We start from the raw sequence: 20,739 nt of genomic DNA, 5'->3' as shown, positions 1-20,739 counted from the left end.
AAAAAAAATTTTCTTAAAAATTTATAATACCTATGATCAAGGTGACTTCAAATTAAGAAGTGTTGTAATATAAATAGCTATTAAATAAGGAGTTTTTATGCTTGATATATTACAGCCAATTCAAATGGGTGAATTAAAACTTAAAAATAGGATTTTTATGGCACCGCTGACACGATGCAGAGCGTCTGGAGTCGATGGCAGAACGCCCAACGAGTTAATGGTAGAATATTATACGCAACGAGCTACTGCTGGTTTAATTATTACTGAAGCCACAAATATAGACCCTATGGGAGTTGGCTATGCAAATACACCCGGCATTTGGTTAACAGAACATATTGAGGGCTGGAAAAAAATTACAAAAAGTGTTCATGATCGTGAGGGTAAAATTTTTATGCAGCTTTGGCATGTGGGACGTATCTCTCATCCCTTATTTTTAAATGGCAATTTGCCAGTAGCGCCAAGTGCAATTGCGCCAAATGGATATGTCAATCTTTTACAACCAAAGGAGCGTTTTGTTGTGCCCCGAGCCCTTGATCTTAGTGAAATTAAAATCATTACTCAAAACTATAAAAAAGCGGCAGAAAATGCAAAATTAGCGGGGTTTGATGGCGTTGAAATTCATGGTGCAAATGGGTATCTTGTAGACCAATTTCTGCAGGATTGTTCTAATAAAAGAAGTGATGAATACGGAGGTTCTATTCAAAATCGAGCCCGTTTTTTGCTAGAAGTCACCGATGCTGTCATTGATGTTTGGGGTGCTAGTAGGGTTGGGATGCATCTTGCACCAAGGTGTGATTTACACTCAATGGGTGATTCTAATCGTGAAGCTACATTTAGTTATGTTGCAGAAGAGTTGGGTAAAAGGAAAATTGCATTTATTTGTGCTCGAGAATATGAAGGACCAGATAGTATAGGATCAAAACTTAAAAAAATTTTTAAAGGAACATATATTGGAAATGAAAAATTTACTAAACAAACAGCAAATATCGCATTACAAAGAAATGATATTGATGCTGTTGCATTTGGAAAAGACTATATTGCAAATCCAGACTTAGTTTTAAGAATAGAAAATGATTTAGATTTAAATAAACCAGATCCTGCAACATTCTATCGAGGAGGAGTAGATGGATATACAAATTATCCACTAATAACTTAACATAAAGAATCCAATCTATCACGCATTTCTTGCCTGTGATCAGCAATTTGTTGTTTTTCTATACTATCAAATAGTGCTTTAAAATTACCTTCACCAAAACTTTCATCTCCCGCTCTTTGAATAATTTCATAAAAAAAAGGTCCAGAATCTTTTTTTCCAAATTGCACACATTGCTCTTTCATAAAAATTTGCAATAAATATTTACCATTCGATCCGTCTAGCAAGATATTATTTTTTTGAATATCACTAAACGATTCTTTAATTTTTAGTAATTTCATTTTTTTCATTCTTACTGGTAATTGCTCAAAGTATTTATTAGATGGTTCTAAAAAAGATATACCTTTATGTTTAAGTTTTTCAACACAATTTATAATATTTTTTGTTCCCAAAGCAATGTGTTGAATCCCAGAACCATGATTATCTTCTATATAAATTTGAATTTGAGAGTTATTAAAAAAAGGTGATAATGGTTGGTTTGTTGCAAATTTAATTCCGCTTTCTTTATCCCACATCACAATACTTTCAAGGCCAGAGCCTGTCCCCAATTCTGGATTATGATGCGCTGTATGAAACTCTATTCCCCAATAATTTTTAAAGCCAAGGCAATATCTAAAAAATTCAGTAAGTGCATGCATAGATCTTGAATTATAAGTAACATGATCTATTCCAAGATCAAGACCTAAATAATTTGAGTTGTTTCTAGCCGATTCGTTTGTCCAAATATAACCAGGCGCAAAACAGTCATATTTTTTTTCTTCAATAAAACGAAAATTAACATCATCAACCGCAGTTGCTATAGCAATTTCTTTCCAGGTTCCATTATTTTTTGATTTATGATTTTCTATATCATAAAGAATTGACGCTTTTTTATCAACTAAAAACTCAGTAGTTTTTTTTATACTTTTAACGCGAAAATTTAAAAATGCAATTCCATCTGGATGTTTATTTAAATATCTTCCAGCTGTAGAACCTCTTTCAATTGGCTCTGAAATAATCCAACCAATTTGTCCAGGTCCACGCAAAACTACAGAACGCATTCCGTGTTTTTTTTCGAGTTCTGGTGAACTTTTAGCAATTTCATCAAAGCCAAATTTATTAATATGCCAATTTACACAAGTTCTAAGATCTCTAGTAAAATATTGAATTGAGTGATAGTTAATAAGTCCAAGTGATTTTCGTTCTTGCCGCATAACTGTTCCTCCAACTTAATTTTAGTTTGTTAATATTGAATCAATTTTAATTTAATGTAAAGAAAATAATACAATATAAAATTTTTATTAATTTTAAGATTGGTTTTAAATTAGTTGTTTATTTTTTATTTCTGACGCGAAATGACATGCTACCAAATGTAAATTTTTCTCGTTACCATGATTTTTTAATTCTGGGATTTTTTTAATGCAAATATCTTTAGCAAAGGGGCAGCGTGTATGAAACCGACAGCCTGATGGTGGATTGATAGGGCTTGGTATATCACCTTGAATAACTTGATGTTCTCTTTTAGAGAAAACATTATTTTTTGGAATGCTAGATATTAAAGCTTTTGTATAGGGATGTATTGGGGTATTATATAAATTTTCAGAAGACGTGTATTCAGCAATTTTTCCTAAATACATTACCACAACATCATCTGAAATATGTTCAATTACAGATAAGTTATGAGCGATAAAAATATAAGAAAGTTTATATTTATCTCTTAAATCCATCATAAGATTTAAAATTTGGCTTTGAATAGATACATCTAAAGCGCTAACAGGTTCATCACAAATTATTATTTTAGGATTTAATGATAAAGCTCTTGCAATTCCAATCCGTTGCCTTTGTCCGCCAGAAAATTCATGAGGATATCGTTCAATCGATTCTGGTCCAAGACCAACTTCTCGTAATAAAGATAAAATTTTATTCATTCTATCTTCTTTATTTTTGTATAAATCATGAATTTCAAATGGTTCGGATAATATTTCTTTGATTGACATTCTAGGATTTAGACTTGCAAAAGGATCTTGAAATATTATTTGAATTTCTTTGCGAAGTGGTCTTAGTTCTTTTTGACTTATTGAAGTGATATCTTTCCCATTGAATATAATGCTACCCGATGTGGGTTCTATAAGTCTAAGAATAGTTCTACCAAGAGTGCTTTTTCCGCAGCCGGATTCTCCAACAAGGCCTAACGTTTTACCTTTTTTTACCGCGAATGTTACGTCGTCTACAGCATGAACATTATCAATAATTTTACCTAAAATCCCTCCAGTAATTGGAAAGTATTTAACTAAATTATTTACCTGCAAAATATATTCTGCAGTCATTGTTTATACCTCTTTAATAAATAAGTTTCTTTCAAACCTAATTCTTGGTCCATAAACACCATTATGCGCTCTTTGTCCTGCTCCAATTACCATGACTATAACTGCATCTTTCGGTAACGCCAAAATTCTGTTAACTCTGCTAGAATCAAAACCTTCCATGGCACATGAGTCAAAAGAATGAGCTCGCAAAGCAAGCATTAAATTTTCAGCTGCTAGCGCACATGTTTTAGATGCCCATAAAATCATATCTGATTTGCTTACAGGATTTCTTGGAATAGGTTTTTTTAAACCATAAAAGAATAAAAATAGTTTTTTTATATAACCAAATATGTTTAAAAATCCTTGAGTATAAGTGAGAGGTACAATTTTTTTGTAGTAATTAATTGCAGAACTAGAGATTTTTATACCATTTTTGTCATAATATTCAAGCATTTTTTGGGAATTTTGTTTCCAAGTATTAGTTCGTGCCACACAAACAATAATTTCTGCAGCTGTTTTTGCTGCCGGTTGAGATAAGCACGCTTCAACTATTTGAAGTTTTTTTTCAGGAGTACGTACCCAATAAAATTCCCAAGGTTGTAAATTTGAAGAATTAGGAGCAAGTAATGCAAGATCTAAACATTCATTCATTATATTTTCTGGTATTGGAGTAGAAGTAAACATTCGCACACTTCTTCGAGATGTTACTACTTTTTTGAATTCATCTGAATTTATTTCTAAATTACTATCATTATTATTTTTAGGTGTATTATTAGATAAATTTGCAAACATATATGTTCCTCATGCTTTAAAGCAAGCAACCTTTCTATTATTTTCAATAGTTAATAATTCTGGCTCACGTTCTTTGCATTCTTGATTTGCTAAAGAGCATCTATCTTGAAAGCGACATCCTTTGGGTAGTTTTGATAAGGGCGGAACAATGCCTGGGATGGTATTTAATCTATGTTTTTTGTCACCCAGTTTTGGGATTGAATTTAAAAGACCAATTGTATAAGGATGTTTTGGATTAGAAAAAATTTCTTGTGTTGTAGCGCTTTCAATAATTTTGCCTGCGTACATAACTGCAACTTCATCGCAAGTTTCAGCAACAACTCCAAAATCATGTGTAATAAGAATAATTGACATACCATTTTCTTTTTGCAAATTGTTCATTAATGCTAGAATTTGAGCCTGAATTGTTACGTCTAGAGCAGTTGTTGGTTCGTCAGCTATTAATAAAGAAGGTTTGCATGCAATTGCAATTGCAATCATGACTCGTTGTCTCATACCGCCTGAAAGCTGATGTGGATATTCGTCAAATCTTTTTTCTGGTGATGGAATTTTTACTTGCTTTAACATTTCGATTGAAAGTTCTTTAGCTTGTTTTTTATTAAATCCCTTGTGAAGAGAAAATACTTCTGAGATTTGATCTCCAATTGTGTAAACAGGATTTAAACTAGTCATAGGCTCTTGAAAGATCATTGACATTTTATTACCACGAATTGATCTCATTTCTTTTTCTGAAAAGTCTAGTATACTTTTATTTTCAAAAATTATTTTACCTGATTTTATGTTACCTGGAGGTGAGGGAATGAGTCTCATTAAAGATAAACTTGTTACGCTTTTGCCACAACCCGATTCGCCAACAATACCTAAGGTTTTCCCTTTTTTAACAGAAAAAGAACAATTATCCACAGCATTAATTTCTCGTCCCGAAATTTTAAAACTTGTTACCAAATTTTCAACGGTCAGAACGGTTTCGTGTTGCACGATTTGTACTCCAATTACTAAATAAAGTTTAATAAGACAATTTTAAATTTACCTTTGCAACAAAAATTTAGATAACTGTAGATATTTTATTCATAGTTTATCCAATTTTGTCAAATTTTTTAAGTAAAGATTCAATATAATCTCGTTTTTTTCGTGATTTTGGTCCTACTAAAACTAATCCGCGTTTTGAAGAAGAGAAAATTCTTTTTGCAATATTTAATACCATTTCAGGAGTGACAGTCTTTAAAAATTCTATTTCATCATCAATTGTTATGCTTGAATTCATAAATGTTGTTATAACTTCTCTATTTAAAAGCCGTGAAGGTGTTTCTTTGATTTGTTTTAAATCAAAAATATATCTAAATTTTATATGTTCAACTTCGTTAATAGAAGGTGCTTCGTTAGAGATAGAAATTATTTCAAATGTTAATTTATCTAATAATATATTTATTAAATTTTCAGAAACAGTTGCATCTATGCTAAATGTTCCAACTTCATAAAAAAATTGTGTATCACAACTTATGTCATAAACTAAGCCATGTTTTTCTCTAATATTTGCTGGAAGTCGAGTGCATATACCATCATCAAGAATTCTTTGTAAAAAAGTAACTAATATAACATCTTTAGACAATCCACCAATTGTGGGAAAAATAATTTTGGCAGAAAATTGATTGTCAGGATTATTTTGTAAACATAAAGCGTTTTGAGGTTTTTTAAAACCATTTAAATGCAGTTTTGAAATTAAACCTTCTGCACTTACCCTTTGAGGATTTGCATTTTGTGAATGTTCCCATCGGTGACCAAAATGTTGATCAATTACTTTAATAACCTCTTCTTCACTAATTGAAGTATGTATTGTTATTATACAACGAGAAGGAATATAAAAATCTTTTCTTTTTTGATGTAGTTCTTCGACACTTAATTTTTTAATAACTTCTTCATTTCCAATTATAGAGTTTCCTAAAGGATGATTAGAAAATAAAGTAGAATATGATAATGATTCTGTATCAATGCTATCTCCAGACTCATTAAAATCCGAAGCCATCTCTTGGAGAATTACAGATCTTTCAATTTCTAAATCAGCAAAATTTGGATATAGAAAAAAATCTGCAAAGCATTCTATTGCCTTTAAGGTTTTTTCAGCATCACCTTTTAACCAATATGTTGTGTTCTCTATTCCTGTCATAGCATTAGTTTCGCCGCCAAAACTTTCTAAAGCATTTGAAAGCGAAATAGAATTGGGATATTTTCTTGAACCTCTAAACATCATGTGTTCTAAAAAATGCGAAACTCCACTATTAGATTCATTTTCATCTCTCGAACCCGTGTTGATATGGATTGCCAGCTCAAAAGCGACAGTTTGAGGTGTATGGCAATATAAAACAGTTAGTCCGTTTTTTAAAATATGTTTTCGTATTGAAAAAATATTCATTTTTTAATGCTTTCTATTTAATACAAAAGACGTAATCTCTTTTAGGCTATTTAATGCTTCAATTTGGGATTGTGAAAGAGAAAAGTTTTTTTCAATTAGGTTTAAAGAATTTTTTGCTAAATCTATGTGTTCTTGTGCTTTTATAAAAGCGTGATTTAAACCTCCTGTTAACTTAACAAGTTCTAAAAGTTCACTTTTTTCATCATTACTTGCAGAGCCATTTTCAATAATTAAATTAACAAGTAAATTTAATTTATTTGTAAGTGAGTGATTAGAGTTTAAGGAATATATTAAAGGAAGTGTGATTTTACCTTCGAGAAGGTCACTTAAAACAGGCTTTCCAAGTAAAGTTTGGGTTCCTTCGTAATCTAAATAATCATCAAATATTTGAAATGCAAAGCCTAAATTTCGACCATAATTTTCAAGTTCACTAATAATTTTGGGATCAGTCTTTTTAAGATAGCATGGAGTTTTGGCGCATGCTTGAAAAAGAATAGCTGTTTTACCTAATACAACCCGATAATAATCATTTAAAGAAACATCTTTTTTCCAAAGTAATTCAAGCTGAAAAAGTTCACTTTCACTCATGGAGCGAATACATTCTGCAAAATCATCAATTAAAGGTAAACTTTGAGTTTTGACCATAAGTCGGCATGCCGCAGAATAAATAAGATCTCCAGATAAAACAGCAGTTTCGTCGCCCCAGACAGAATTTACTGTTGGTTTATTTCGCCGCAGGGTAGAGTTATCTATGACATCATCGTGTAGCAGGCTTGCCGTATGAATGTACTCACAAACAGATGAAATTGGAAATTTATGTTCGTCATCATAATTTATTAATTTAGAACAAAGTAAAAAAATAGCAGGACGAATTCTTTTACCACCAGAGGAAAAAATATGTTTTAAAACTTCATTGGTTGGTTTGTTTGGTGTAAGTAAATATTCTACAAGTTTTTTTTCAAGATATTCTAATTCTTCAAAAATACAACTATAAAAATTTAGATTCATCCTACACCTCGAATTGGAGACCTCTTCCGTTAGGAAGAGGAGGAAAATGAGCTAAAAGAGCCAATTTTCTGTTAGGAAATGCAGGCGTAAATTGTGAATTTGCAAGCAGACAAAGGAGTCGCTTGCGTGCGACGCTTGGTTGCATTGCGAATGAATTTGTAACTTTAAATTGTAGCATAGTTGTACCCATCTTTTGCATGTAATTTTTTACAAAACTTATGTGAAATTCCTTGAATTGTTTGTTTTTTTGTTGTGATATTAAACGAGCCACTTGAACGAACAGCAACTTTTCCAATGTAGGAACCAGCTTTTTTTCCTGCTATGACTTTTGCAGAGACAATATCTCCTGTTCTAAAGCCAAAACAAACATTGCCTACAGCAGGTTTGGAGCGTGGAAAACCATGTTTATCAACAAGACAAAGTTGTCTATCCCCATGCCCAGTTGCTGTAATGAGTTTTGCCTTAAGTTTTTCAGGAATCACAACATTTTCTCCACTTTCTCCAACACACGCAGCATCAATCCAATGATCTTTTTTGTAACCTTGCTGAATGCGATTGTATTTTGTTCTTCCACCAGACCAAAATGTTGTTGGCAATTCCATTGTTTTGATCACGTTACCCGTTGCATATCGGGTTGCATTGACCACAGCGGCATCTTTAAGAGGTTTTTGCAAATGAGTCTTAATGTTCTTTAAAAGTTCAGGCTTTGTTTTTAAAAAATCTTTAATATCTTTGTTTGCTTTTTTTTGATTGCATTTTTCGCATGCTAAACACAAATTAGAAACCCTGTTTGAGCCACCTTTGGAACGTGGGGTGATGTGTTCTATCTGCAACGGAATATTTTCTTTTTCACAATAAGTGCATTTTCTATTCCATTTTTCAAGCAAATACTCACGCACTTCGTAGCCTAGAAGTTCTCCTTGTTGATATTCTGCACCTGAAATTTCAGGACTCTCCATTTTTTGCATATCAAAACGAACTGTTTCTACAGCGCACAAAGAAATTGGAGAAAATTTTGACAGACGATTGAACCATGTTTGTACGTTATAAACCCGTGACATAAGAGAAGGAGGAAGCCAACCCTTGAAACGAGATCTATTATCAAATCTTGGTGCACGATATCTTGTATGCCTATTTCTACGTCCTCGACGAACGCCGCGCCTTTTTTCGAGGTTAGATTTGATCGTTTGACCACGATGCTGAAGGTTAATTGCAGTCACTACTTTTTTCTCTGATTTGCCATTTAAAACAAGAGTAATTCCAGTTGTTTTACTACCTGGATCAGCCTTAAATTCTAATGGTTGAGTTTCTCCGTCTGCGCGATCTTTTAAAATAATCGTGAAAGGATATATTCTAAAAACTGCAGCTTTTTTACGTTCCAAAAGCAAGCGAGCACGCTTAGGAGTGCATGGCATCAGTGGCTTTTTTGTGCTGGAAAGTACCAGTGGCATTTGATTTCCTATTTGCTCTTACGAGCCTGATTAAAGTTTGCCTCGACCTTGTTACTCGTGGGTTTTTGTGAGCATCCTTCAGCGTTACACCTCACGCTTGCATGAACACTCACCGCAGAGTTTGGGACTGGCACGCATCCCAAAGTGCCTATTTCTGCTAACTTATGTTAGCCATTCCACAAGAACGTCTCCTCCAATTTCTTGGAGGGGTCTGGTCAACCGCTTTTAGAGGTTTCTCTCCTCAAGCCTCCGGATTTAGTCGGAGGTGTGGTTGACAATACTGTGTCTTCTTAAAAATGTTAATTGGTTAATTATTTAATAAAGAAGCGGATTTAATTTTTTCAATTGCTTCTTTATAATTTTCATAATTAAAAACCGCTCCACCTGCTACAACTATATCCGCTCCTAACTTAGAAATTATATTTACATTATCAGCATTTATCCCACCATCAACCATTATTTCAAAATTTAAGTTATTTTGAATTTTATAATTAAAAAGTTCTTGAATTTTTTTATGAGTTAATGTCAGGTGGTTTTGTCTAGAAAAACCAGGATTAACAGACATAATAGTTACCTGATCTAATACTGGTAATAAATACTCTATATTTCTCCAATGAGTTCCTGGATTTAATGCAATACCGGCTTTTTTTCCATGATTTTTAATTTGCGTGCAAATTCTATGAGGATGCAGTGCAACTTCATGGTGAAAGCTAAGTATATCGGCTCCAGCGTTAAGGTAGTCTAAAAAAACCTGATCTGGATTGGTAACCATTATGTGAACATCTAATTCCATATTTGTTATTTTACGCATCTGCTCAATAAATGGCACTCCAATTGTAAGTAAAGGAACAAAATGACCATCCATAACGTCAAAGTGTATGCTATCAGCTCCGCTACTTTCTAATTTTCTAACTTCTTCTTCTAATTTAAGTAAGTTTCCTGCTGCAATTGAAGGAGAAACTTTAATAATTTTTTTCATTTAGTTTATTACCTTATAAAAAATTATATAGGGTTGACATAGGTGTGAATTAAAGTTTTTTCTCCGACATTATTTTTTTCAAACTTAATTTTGAGTCGGTAGCCTTCTCCTGTTTTTTCGATTTCTTTAATGACTCCAATACCAAATACTTTGTGATTTACTCTTTGGCCTTTTTGCCAAGAGCATTCTGTATGATTAATATTTACCTCTTTTGTGTTAAGTAAATCATCACCTTTAAAAATTCTTGGTTTATCTTGAAAAATATTATTTTTATTATTAAGTACGCCAAATTCTTTTCGAACTGAATTTTTGTAGCTATTTTCATAACTAATATATTCTGAAGAAATTTCAGATATGAATCTACTTTCTTGTGCTGGTAGAAAATCTTTATATCTGTTTCTTTTAGAATTGGTTATTGTTAGGGTATCTTTTGCTCTTGTAATTGCAACATATAAAAGTCGACGTTCTTCTTCAATATCATCAATTGAATCTAATGAGTTTTGATGAGGCAAAATACCTTCTTCAAGTCCGGTAATAAAAACTTTAGAGAACTCCAAGCCTTTAGCTGCATGAATTGTCATTAAAGTGATAGCACTTGATTTTCCATCTTGAACATTATTTACTGTGGGTTCAACAGTCAGCATTGCTTGATCAAGAAATTTTGTTAATATACTTGTACCATTTATGTTTACTTGATTAGTGCTTTCAAGTTCAAATTCTTCTTTTTGAAAACTTTCAAACTCCACCAGTGCATTTTTTAGCTCAATAACATTTAACCATCTTTCATCAAAATCTTCGGGATAACTTGCTTTCAAAAATTGTTCAAAATTAATATCGGAAATGATTTCTGCAAGAGTTAAAGAAGGTTTGTTAAATAAATCTATGTTACTTTTCCATTTTTGATAGCTAATCATAAATTCTTTTGCACCACTAATCGATCGCGATACTTCGTTTTCAATTACTCCAAAAACAATTTCGTTTAATGTTTTTAAAAGAGATTCGTTACGTTTTTGTGAAGTTTCTTTTAGTTTTTGAAGAGCTTTGTCTCCAAAACTACGCCTAGGAGTGTTAATGACTTTTTGAAAAGAAGCGTCGTCATTGGGATTGATAATTAATTTTAAATAACCCAGTAAAATTTTTATTTCAGCTCTTTCATAAAAGCGAACCAATCCATAAATAATATATGGCATCATTCTTCTTCTAAGTTCATCTTCTAAAGAACGGCTTTGCGCATTAGTCCTATATAAAATACAAAAATCAGAAAAACTATGATTATTTTGAACTGCACTAAATATTTCGTTGGCAATATATCTTGCTTCAGAAAAAGGTTCTTCTAGTGATTTGAACTTTACCTTTTCATCACTTTTTTTGTTTGTATATAAGGTTTTGTTTGCTCTTTTTGAGTTGTTTTTTATTAAACTCGTTGCAGCACCAATAATTGTATTAGTGCTTCTATAATTTTCTTCTAATTTGTAAATTTTTGCATCTTTATATAGATGATGAAAATTTAAAATAAAATCAGGCTCTGCTCCTCTCCAAGAATAAATACTTTGATCATCATCACCTACAATAAATAAATTTCTTGATTTTTGGCTTAAAATTTGAATGAGCTTAAATTGAATAGGGTTTGTATCTTGAAATTCGTCAATTAAAAAATATGAAAATCTATTTTGTAATGATTCAAGAACTTTTGGAACATCTTTAAGTAAACGATACATAATTAGTAACAGGTCATTAAAATCCATAGCATTTTGTTGTTTTAATGATTGTTGATACATTTCATATACTTTTTGAATTAGCTCAGGATCGTATTGTTCACCATAATTTCTAAATTGGTTTTTTATTTCTTTATTTGTTAAGTCTTGATTATTTTTTATTTCATCAAGATATTCTTCAGGAGTAAGTCCCCGATTTTTAATTTTATCAATTTTAGACTTTACTGTGCTTACTGAAAGTAATTTATCGGGAACGTTAAGTTGTTTTAATATGTCTTTAAGTAAGCTTTTTTGCTCACCATCATCATAAATTGAAAATCCTGGATTATAACCTGCTTCATGGCAATATATTCTTAAAAATTTTGCGCAAAAAGAATGAAACGTAGAGATGATAACATGTTTTGCTTTATGTGCTCCTATGTAGCTTTCAATTCTTTCTTTCATTTCGTTAGCTGCTTTGTTAGTAAATGTTACCGCTAAAATACTGGATGCAGGAACTCCTTCGGCAGTGATGAGCCAAGATATTCTTGAGCAAATTACTTTAGTTTTGCCGCTTCCTGCACCTGCGTACACAACTGCAGGGCCTAGTTTGTGGGTGCATGCTTCATTTTGAGCTTTGTTAAGCGATGAGAGATTGAATTGGCTTGCTAGTTGAGTAAACATTTTACTTAGTAGTCCTTTTTAACGTATATATAAACTTGAATTTATTTTATTTCTTTTTTTTAGATTTTTTCTTTTTTTTAGATTTTTTCTTGGCAATATTATTTTTCCCTTTATCATTTTTACTGTTGATATTTTTTCTTTTTAAATTTTTAACTGCCGCGATACTTGATGAACCTATTGCCAGTCGTCTAATTTTTTTTAAGTATTGTTCTTCAAGTGCAGCTGCTCTCGACTTGTGAAGTAGATTAGAATACAAAGGATTATTTTCAATATTTGAAGTTAAAAATACATGCTGATGTTCTTGATCGAAACCTTTTTTCTTAAAAAAATGTACCGCTCTATTATTACTAGGGTCTGTATCGGCCATAATAATGCGTACACCTTCGTTTTCTACAAAGGCTTCTACAACTTTGTCAATTAGCTTGCTAGCAACTCCTTCGCGTTGCCAGTTGGGGTGCGCGCAAAGCCAGACGATATAGCCATAACTCCATGCTGTACCGGGTTTTGACATAACTGTGCCAAGAACGAACCCTACAATTCGTTCATCATCTGGGTCTATGCCTTTTTGAAATTCATCGTTTTCGGCTACAAGGCAGTAATCTCCGTCGGTATTGAACATACTTGTGACTTCATATTCGTCCCAACCCCGATAAAGCATTGGCCATAAGTCTGCGCGAAAACATGTTTCCCCTAAGTTATAAGCATCTGCTAGGTCTTGGATTTCCATTTCTCTTACGGTGAAACTGCGTTTAGAATCAGAATTTTTATTATCTTCTTTTTCTTTCTTTTCTCTCACAGTCATAAAAATCCTTTGTAGCTAAATATATCTATTTAGCTATATCGTAAGGAGAGCAAAACACAAAGTTTGGTCCTATTTCAATGTTAATTACGCTATCTTTAGAGTAAATAAGATCACCATCTAAGGAATAAAGGCTATTTTCTTTGCAAGTAATACTAGCTTTTTGAAATTTAGTGGAATTGACCTTTGGAAATGAATAGATATTGCCTCCTAGTAATGATTTGCAGACCCCTTTGACTAAGTTTTTGCCTTTTTCTGAAACTGCTATCATTTCTGCACTCTTGTCGCCATAGACAACTTTCCTAAAAAAACCGGAGGTTAGGGGTAAATTTTTTACAGTCGAAGCGAGAACAATACTAAATTCTTCTGGAATTTTAAAATGATTGGTACTAGATTGCCATATTGACGCAGGAAATGTTTGAATTTCCATTTTTTGCTGTTTTACAAGACGAGAAAACGATCCATTGAATTTACCTTTTGTGGCGCCGTCGGTGAGGTAACCTAGAACTTTTATTGCTGCACCAAAAGTACTGTTTTTGTCTTTGTAAAATTCTTCGAGAAAAGTTGTGGCTATTCCATTTGCAAATATAAATCCCAAACGGCCATTGACATGCAAGGTACTCAGAATAATTTCATTCATGGATCGTTTTCTATTGATGAGATTTAAAGAATCTTCTAAACATATTTGAGCCTCAGGTTTTATGCCAAGATTTTTTGCTAAAAAGTTGATTGTCCCGCCTTTGAGTAAAAGAATTTTTGGAAGTTTAGAAGGACCATATGCTTTGTATAAAGCGCTAAGAGCCAAACTTATACTACCATCACCGCCAACGATTCCCACAAGGTTTATTTTTCGTTCGCTAAACTCTTGGCAAACTTGCTCTAATTGTTCTTTAGAGCGAGTGACCTCTAATAGACCATTGTTTGCTAATGCATACCAAAGTCGAGTGTTGTATTCAGGATTGAGTTTTATGATTTTTGCAAAAGGGTTTGAAATGATCCCTACTCTAAGCATTTTAGATTCCTTTTCAGGGAGTAAGTCCTATGACTCGTAACAAAGAGATTGTGCCAGCTAATGAAGAAAAGCAAACGTCAGAGACAAATAAACGAAAAAAGAAGTCTTTCGTTCGCATTTCTGTTCATAAGTCTAAAAAGTTTCCAAAATCATATCAAAAAATTAAGGACTTGGAAAAAAATAATGATGATAGTCTGTTGGATGCTGAGGTGCTTGACGATGACGACTATTCTCACTCTGCTCAGGAGAAATATGACAATGACGTTATTGATGTTGAAAATGAATTCAATGCCGAAGCCGAGGTGGTATTGGATGATAGCGATATTTTACCAGGTTTAAGAGAGCAAGAAGAAGAAAGTGAAGAAGACGAATTAGAAGAAAGTCTCGAACTTGATGTTCAAGAAAAAGGCTTAGTGACAACAAACGCTTTACAAAGGTATTTGGCTGAATTGAGAAAATATCCTTTGATGAGCCGTGAAGAAGAGCGTGAAGTCGCAATTAAAGCTTATGAAAATCAAAATATCGAAGCAAGAAACAGGCTTGTTACTTCAAATTTAAGATTAGTTGTAAAGATTGCCATGGAATATCGAAGGGCGTATTCTCAAATTTTAGACTTAATTCAAGAAGGTAATGCAGGTCTTGTTCAAGCTGTTAATCGTTTTAATCCATATAGGGGTGTCAAACTTTCTACCTACAGTGCATGGTGGATTAGAGCTTATATTTTAAAATTTTTAATGGATAATAAAAGTCTTGTGAGAATGGGAACAACGGATGCTCAAAGAAAATTATTTTTTAGATTAAGGGGTGAAGCAGAAAAGCTTTATGCTTTAACTCAAAAATTTGATGCCAATCTTTTAGCAGAAAAAATTGGAGTTCAACCACAAGACGTTCTTGAAATGCAGCAACGTCTTACTAAAAGCGATGTATCTTTAGACTCTAAAGTTAATGAAGACGGAGATTCACGACAAGTTGATTTGCTTTTTTCTGAGACAGAGGATGTGTCATCCGCATTAGAAAGAGAGCAGCTCTTAAAAATACTTCGTAAAGAAATGTCTATTATTGAAAAAGATTTAAATGAAAGAGATGCCTATATTTTTCATAATAGAATTATGTCAGATGAGCCTATAACTTTGCAAGATGTAGGAGATAAATATGGAATCACGAGAGAGAGAGCAAGACAATTAGAAGCTCGTGTTATAAAAAAGATTAAAGATAGAATTATAGCATCTGGTCTGATGAAATGAAAAATATACTTTATTTTTTATTATTTTTATCTAATTTTATTTTTGTAGAATTAAGTTTTTCAAAAAGTGATTATAAAATTGTTTCTTTAGCTCCAAACTTAACAGAAATAGTTTATGCTTTAGGGTTAGGCGATAATTTGGTTGGAAATACTTTTTTATGTGACTATCCGGAAGAAGCAAATAAAATTGAAAAAATCGGAAATTTTAACGCACCAAACATCGAAAAAATTCTAGCTCTAAAAGCAAATATTGTTCTTGCTACCGAAGGAAATCCAAAAGACAAATTAAATACATTAAACAGTTTAGGAATAAAAGTTATATATTTTAAAGCAGATAGTATTTATGATTTGGCTGCAGAAATAATAAAATTAGGAAGTTATTTAGAAAAAAAAGAAAAAGCTAATCTTATTTCTGAATCAATTTTAAAAAGTTATAATAATTTAAAATCCTCAAAAAATAATTTGAGTTTTTTGTTTGCTTTACAATTTAATCCTGTGTACTCATTTAGCGATAACACATGGTTAGGTGATTTATTTAAACAAGCTGGTTTTAAAAATATTGTAGCTAGAAGTTTGATTAAATATCCAAAAATTACAAATGAATTTTTATTAAATCATGATCCTAATATTATTTTAGCAGGTACTTTGGATGGTAAAACTTATCAAGAAAGTGTAAATTTTCAAAAAATAAATATTGAAAAAATATTTGGGGAAAAAGCAAGATCAATTAAGCTAATTATTGTACCAAAAGATATTCTTGTAAGACCAGGACCTCGTATTGTTGAAGGAATTAAATTTCTAGAGAGTTTAAAAATTGAAAAGTAGTTTTTCAAAAAATGTATTTTTTATATATTTTATAATTTTTATGTTATCATGTATGTTTAATTTGTATTTTGGCTCAATTAATTTTAAAAGTTTTTTTAATTTATATATTGAATCGCATGAATTGTTTGGTAAAATTTTAAAATTAAGAGTTATTAATCTTATGCAAGTTGTTCTGGTTGGAGCAACTCTTCCTCTTTGTGGCTATATTTTACAAAAATTATTAAGAAATCCATTAGCTGATCCTTTTATTCTTGGTGTTTCATCTGGAGGGACATTTTTTTCTGCTCTTTTTTTAATGGTTTATCCTTTAATTCCTATTTATTATAGTTCGTTATTTAACGTATTTCCAATTCAACCAATTTTTGCATTTGTTGGCTGTGTGTTTTCTTTTTTAATTATATTTTATATGCGCAAAAAGATTTTAAACGTTCAAGATGAATTTACATATATAATTATAGGTATAATTTTAAATTCATTTTTCTCTTCTTTATTATTAATTATTTTTACTGTCGCAAAGCCAAGTCAATTATTAGAGATTCAAAATTATCTTATTGGAAATATTCAGCAATGTTCAAGTATACAGCTAATTTTTTGTTATATTATAGTTAGTTTTATAATATATAAATTATTAAATTATGTAAAATATTTGGATATTCTTTTATTTGGAGACGAATTTGCAAAATCTATTGGTGTAGATCCAACTCATTTAAGAAAAAAAATAATTTTTTTAATTTGTATAATTATTTCTATAGTTATAGTTTTATCTGGATCAATCGCTTTTATAGGATTAATAATACCTCATATTATAAAAAGAATACATAGATTTTCATCACAATTTGAAGTGATTTTGAGTATGATTTTAGGTGCGATTGTTTTAATAAATGCTGATACACTTTCTAGAACATTATTTTCTCCTGCACAATTATCTATAGGTATATTTACTGCAATTTTGGGAGCACCTTTACTTTCATATATTTTATTTAAAAGGTTCAAAATATGAATTATTTTGAAATTAAAGCTGAAAATTTGGCGTATATTACTAATTTTGGTGATGTGTTAGTAAGAAATGTTAATTTCTTATTTAAATCTGGAGATATTATATGCTTAATAGGAAAAAATGGTTCTGGTAAAAGTACGTTATTAAAATTGTGTTCAGGTATATTAAGAAATTATTATGGAAATTTAACTTTAAATAATCAAAATGTTAAGAATTTTTTAAATAATACTCATATTTCTTGGCTACCTCAAAATTTACCTAGACCAGAAAATTTTAATGTTAAGGAATTTCTCTATTTAAATGAAGATTTTTTGAATAATAAAACTTTGTCTTATAATAAAAAAGAGATTGACTATTTTCGGGTTTTAAGTGATTTTGGGTTGTCTCACTTAGAAAAAAGAGAACTTATCCAACTAAGTGGGGGTGAGTGGAAAATGGTGCAATTAGCAAGAATATGGGCCTATAAATCAAAGATAATCTTTTTGGATGAGCCCGAAAATGATTTAGATATCTCATGTAAGAACACTTTAATTCACAAAATTAAAAAGATTGCATGTCAAAATAATTCTATTGTTTTTATAGCAACACATAATTTGCTATTTGTAAAAGAGTTAGCAAATAATATTTGCGTGTTAAATAATGGGCTTTGGGTTTGGAATTCAAGATCAGAAATATTTTGGAATTCTAAAATAATACAAAAAACATTTGGCGTTGATAGTTATTTAAAAATATTTAATAATTGATGCGTTGAACAATGAAAGGAATTATATTTGAAAGATAAAAAAATATTTAATTCAGATGAAGTCATTGATGTTGAATTTGTATCTGAAGTTAAAAAGCATGATGAAAAATTCGATGAAATTGATGGTAATGCTCAATTAGTACAAGAAATTCAGTACCAAGAAGACACTAAATATTATAATTTCAAGAGATTTGATGATAATTTTATAAGTTATAAAAATATAAAATTTAAAAAACCATCTTTAATTAAGTTTTTAATTTTTCTGCCGTTTTTATTAATTTTTCTGTTTTTAACGCTTTTTATTGGTTTGATAATGTTTGTCATTTTTTTGCCAAAAATTTTTCTAACAATTAGAAAAGGGAAGACTTCTGGGTTAAAAATGAATTATGATTTAATAAAGATTGTTTTAAAACAATTTAAGGCAAAATAAATATTTTTTAATTTATTTTTTAAACAGGTGTGATAATGCCCGTAATTGCTCCAGAATTTCCTGATCACTCTAAGTGGATTAATACTTCTTTTCCTTTAAGTTTAGAATCATTAAAGGGACAACCAATACTTTTATGTTTTTGGACTTTTTCTAGTGTAAATTCTATTAATATTATTGAAGAACTAAAAAAAATTGAAAATGAATTTACTAAAAGAGGTTTGGCTATTATTAGTATTCATCAACCAAAATTTCAACATGAATTTAATTTTATTAATATTAAAGAAGCTTGTATCCGTTTAAAAATTGAGCACTCTGTTGTAGTTGATGAGAAAATGAGTATTTGGAAAAACTTTGCTTTAAAAAATACACCCGCTTTTGTTTTAATTGATTGTGATGGCAGTATCTTTTTTTCTATAACAGGAGAGTATAAATTTGATATTTTGTTAGAACAAATTAATCAGTTATTTCAGGATAAAAATTTCCCTGAAATTGGATTAATAAATTCTGAAAAATATGATGACAAATTTATGTTTCGTTATCCTACTAAGACAGTTGCTTCAAAAATAGAAAATTCTTTGTTTTATTTTGTAACTGATACTTATAATAATAGAGTTGTTCAATTAAATCATGAAGGAAATTTTGTTACTTTTTTTGGAGAATGTGATTTATTATCGCCTTTGGGGTGTTGTATTTGGAAAGATGAATTGGTTGTGTGTGACACTGGTCATAACCGAGTGGTTGCTTTTGATTTAAATCCTAATAAACATAAAAAATTTCGGGTTCTTGCAGGAAAGGGTGAGCACAGCATTTTTGAGTCGCGTGCGGAATATGATGCAAAATTAGCTCCTTTAAGTTCTCCGACTGATGTTTGTGTTTGGGGTAATAATTTAGCGATCACATGTTCTGGAAGTCATCAAATCGTTTTGTATGTTCCCAAAGATGATGCTGTAATTCATTTGGCCGGTGCGGGGAAAGAAGATGTATTAGATGGACCTGCAGCATTTGCATGTCTTGCCCAGCCTACCGGTATTTCAGCAATTTCTGACACAGTTCTGGCTTTTACGGATAGTAATTCGAGTTCAGTTAGACTGTTAGTTAAAAATTGGAATGATACTGGTAAGACCATGATTATGAGTTTAGTGAGTAGTGGACTTTTTGATTCTGGTTTTGTTGATGGACTGGGTGCTGAGGCAAAAATGCAGTATCCATTAAGTTGTGCATGGAGTTCTCAATCACAAAATCTTTATATTTTAGATTCGTATAATAATGCGCTAAGAAGTTATTCAATTGGTAAAGATTATATGGGAACAATTATTTTATCAGAAAAACTAAATGAACCTTCGGGATTGTTTTGGTTTGAGGGTTTATTAATTATTACTGATAAAAATTCTCATAGAATTATAATTATTCGTGAATCTGATATTATTAATAAAGAAAATATGAATTCAACAGAAATTTTTCAAATTTTTGCAATTTATCAAGGTCCTTTTTCAAGAATCACTGATTATCCAAAAAATATGATCCCAAATAATTTAGTTTAGTATGTTTTCTGCAAAAATTTGAGTTCGTTCAATATTGTTTTTTAATTCATTAATACCAGAAATTGTTTCATCATCATTATGAATTCCTTCTAATATTTTTGTTTTAGTACAATTTATGTTTTTTGTATCGCATGAAATATTTTTCAGGCTATTTTCAATTATATTAAATAAATCAATATAATTTTCGTGATATGATTTTATTGTCGATTGTAAGTCGGCTATTTTTTCGTTAATAATTGATCTTTCATTATTGTTTTGAGATAACAAAATAATTTTATTAATTTCAGAATATTGATCTTGAACTAAAATTATGTTAATGTTCCGATTTTTATCATAATTATTGTTTATTTTTTTGTTATTTCTCATAAAACTATATGTTTCATTTAAGGTAATAGAAGGGGTTATACTGAAAAAATCTTTGAATTCATCTATTTTTTTATAATCACTAATTATCTTATCCTTTAAGGTTTTTAAATTTTCTACTAATTTTATTTTCTCATCATAAGTTAAAGGTTCATTTAATTTATCAAAACTAAATGAGAATTTTTCTTCTGAAAAAGTGTTTTTAACTTCAAAAGTTTCACTGATTTTTGGACTACATGTTAATATTGTAGTAAGAGTTATTATTAATAAAATGTTTTTAAAATATACTTTCATTGCCAAAGCCTTAAATAAACATAATAATATAACTATC

General features: G+C 30.7%; 20 protein-coding genes. 7 read left to right on the top strand and 13 right to left on the bottom strand.

Translation table 11 applies throughout. From position 1 onward, the window contains the following. Positions 1 to 97: 97 nt before the first annotated feature. Positions 98 to 1,156 (top strand): alkene reductase, encoded by a 1,059-nt coding sequence (locus Spiro2_RS12645; RefSeq protein WP_338636227.1) that lies wholly within the window; start codon positions 98 to 100, stop codon positions 1,154 to 1,156. On the opposite strand, the gene Spiro2_RS12640 is transcribed toward Spiro2_RS12645, so the two are convergent. From Spiro2_RS12640 to Spiro2_RS12585, 12 genes are all read right to left on the bottom strand, one after another. After that, the gene (locus Spiro2_RS12640; RefSeq protein ID WP_338636226.1) at positions 1,153 to 2,346 is read right to left on the bottom strand and encodes a 4-hydroxyphenylpyruvate dioxygenase family protein; all 1,194 of its coding nucleotides are present in this window, start codon (positions 2,344 to 2,346) and stop codon (positions 1,153 to 1,155) included. The two genes, Spiro2_RS12645 and Spiro2_RS12640, sit on opposite strands and share 4 nt — an antisense overlap. Before the next feature lie 105 nt (positions 2,347 to 2,451). Next, positions 2,452 to 3,459: an ABC transporter ATP-binding protein gene (locus tag Spiro2_RS12635; protein ID WP_338636225.1), complete on the bottom strand. Its 1,008-nt coding sequence runs from the start codon at positions 3,457 to 3,459 to the stop codon at positions 2,452 to 2,454. Positions 3,460 to 3,462: 3 nt separating this feature from the next. Further along, positions 3,463 to 4,230, bottom strand: coding sequence for a nitroreductase family protein (locus Spiro2_RS12630; RefSeq protein ID WP_338636224.1), 768 nt, complete (start codon positions 4,228 to 4,230; stop codon positions 3,463 to 3,465). A 9-nt stretch (positions 4,231 to 4,239) separates the two neighbouring features. Further along, positions 4,240 to 5,208 carry an ABC transporter ATP-binding protein gene (locus tag Spiro2_RS12625; protein WP_338636223.1) on the bottom strand — a complete coding sequence of 323 codons (969 nt, stop codon included), beginning with the start codon at positions 5,206 to 5,208 and terminating at the stop codon, positions 4,240 to 4,242. 97 nt (positions 5,209 to 5,305) lie between these two features. Beyond that, positions 5,306 to 6,640 carry a M16 family metallopeptidase gene (locus tag Spiro2_RS12620; protein WP_338636222.1) on the bottom strand — a complete coding sequence of 445 codons (1,335 nt, stop codon included), beginning with the start codon at positions 6,638 to 6,640 and terminating at the stop codon, positions 5,306 to 5,308. A 3-nt stretch (positions 6,641 to 6,643) separates the two neighbouring features. Then, positions 6,644 to 7,648 carry a polyprenyl synthetase family protein gene (locus tag Spiro2_RS12615; protein ID WP_338636221.1) on the bottom strand — a complete coding sequence of 335 codons (1,005 nt, stop codon included), beginning with the start codon at positions 7,646 to 7,648 and terminating at the stop codon, positions 6,644 to 6,646. Between the two features lies 1 nt (position 7,649). Beyond that, positions 7,650 to 7,826, bottom strand: a complete 177-nt coding sequence (locus Spiro2_RS12610) for a hypothetical protein (protein WP_338636220.1) — start codon at positions 7,824 to 7,826, stop codon at positions 7,650 to 7,652. After that, the gene (gene iscB, locus Spiro2_RS12605; protein WP_338636219.1) at positions 7,813 to 9,099 is read right to left on the bottom strand and encodes an RNA-guided endonuclease IscB; all 1,287 of its coding nucleotides are present in this window, start codon (positions 9,097 to 9,099) and stop codon (positions 7,813 to 7,815) included. Before iscB ends, Spiro2_RS12610 begins: the two co-directional genes overlap by 14 nt. A gap of 307 nt (positions 9,100 to 9,406) precedes the next feature. Then, positions 9,407 to 10,078, bottom strand: coding sequence for a ribulose-phosphate 3-epimerase (rpe, locus tag Spiro2_RS12600; protein ID WP_338636218.1), 672 nt, complete (start codon positions 10,076 to 10,078; stop codon positions 9,407 to 9,409). A 23-nt stretch (positions 10,079 to 10,101) separates the two neighbouring features. Continuing rightward, positions 10,102 to 12,456, bottom strand: a complete 2,355-nt coding sequence (locus Spiro2_RS12595; RefSeq protein ID WP_338636217.1) for an ATP-dependent helicase — start codon at positions 12,454 to 12,456, stop codon at positions 10,102 to 10,104. 46 nt (positions 12,457 to 12,502) lie between these two features. Beyond that, complete coding sequence (locus Spiro2_RS12590) at positions 12,503 to 13,252, bottom strand: N-acetyltransferase (RefSeq protein ID WP_338636216.1); 750 nt, start codon at positions 13,250 to 13,252, stop codon at positions 12,503 to 12,505. A gap of 31 nt (positions 13,253 to 13,283) precedes the next feature. Further along, a complete protein-coding gene (locus tag Spiro2_RS12585) occupies positions 13,284 to 14,267 on the bottom strand; it encodes a diacylglycerol kinase family protein (RefSeq protein ID WP_338636215.1) in 984 nt (327 codons plus the stop codon). A gap of 29 nt (positions 14,268 to 14,296) precedes the next feature. On the opposite strand from Spiro2_RS12585, the gene Spiro2_RS12580 reads away from it, so the two are divergent. Genes Spiro2_RS12580 through Spiro2_RS12555 form a run of 6 tightly spaced genes read left to right on the top strand, consistent with a single transcriptional unit; the run spans position 14,297 to position 20,045 of the window. Continuing rightward, complete coding sequence (locus Spiro2_RS12580) at positions 14,297 to 15,511, top strand: RNA polymerase factor sigma-32 (protein WP_338636214.1); 1,215 nt, start codon at positions 14,297 to 14,299, stop codon at positions 15,509 to 15,511. Further along, positions 15,508 to 16,335 (top strand): ABC transporter substrate-binding protein, encoded by an 828-nt coding sequence (locus Spiro2_RS12575; RefSeq protein WP_422398003.1) that lies wholly within the window; start codon positions 15,508 to 15,510, stop codon positions 16,333 to 16,335. The genes Spiro2_RS12580 and Spiro2_RS12575 overlap by 4 nt, the downstream gene beginning before the upstream one ends. A 40-nt stretch (positions 16,336 to 16,375) precedes the next feature. Next, on the top strand, positions 16,376 to 17,335 hold the full coding sequence (locus Spiro2_RS12570) for an iron ABC transporter permease (RefSeq protein WP_338637772.1): 960 nt from the start codon (positions 16,376 to 16,378) through the stop codon (positions 17,333 to 17,335). Next, the gene (locus Spiro2_RS12565; RefSeq protein WP_338636213.1) at positions 17,332 to 18,075 is read left to right on the top strand and encodes an ATP-binding cassette domain-containing protein; all 744 of its coding nucleotides are present in this window, start codon (positions 17,332 to 17,334) and stop codon (positions 18,073 to 18,075) included. Before Spiro2_RS12570 ends, Spiro2_RS12565 begins: the two co-directional genes overlap by 4 nt. Before the next feature lie 27 nt (positions 18,076 to 18,102). Further along, positions 18,103 to 18,504, top strand: a complete 402-nt coding sequence (locus Spiro2_RS12560; protein WP_338636212.1) for a hypothetical protein — start codon at positions 18,103 to 18,105, stop codon at positions 18,502 to 18,504. A 35-nt stretch (positions 18,505 to 18,539) separates the two neighbouring features. Further along, positions 18,540 to 20,045 carry a hypothetical protein gene (locus Spiro2_RS12555; RefSeq protein ID WP_338636211.1) on the top strand — a complete coding sequence of 502 codons (1,506 nt, stop codon included), beginning with the start codon at positions 18,540 to 18,542 and terminating at the stop codon, positions 20,043 to 20,045. Here the strand turns inward: Spiro2_RS12555 and Spiro2_RS12550 are convergent. Then, a complete protein-coding gene (locus Spiro2_RS12550) occupies positions 20,037 to 20,702 on the bottom strand; it encodes a hypothetical protein (protein ID WP_338636210.1) in 666 nt (221 codons plus the stop codon). The genes Spiro2_RS12555 and Spiro2_RS12550 overlap by 9 nt on opposite strands. Positions 20,703 to 20,739: the final 37 nt, after the last annotated feature.

This window comes from Spirobacillus cienkowskii (assembly GCF_037081835.1).
GTDB lineage: Bacteria > Bdellovibrionota_B > Oligoflexia > Silvanigrellales > Silvanigrellaceae > Silvanigrella > Silvanigrella cienkowskii.
Note: the sequence above shows the minus strand (reverse complement) of the source record. Positions and strands in the feature narration are given on the sequence as shown.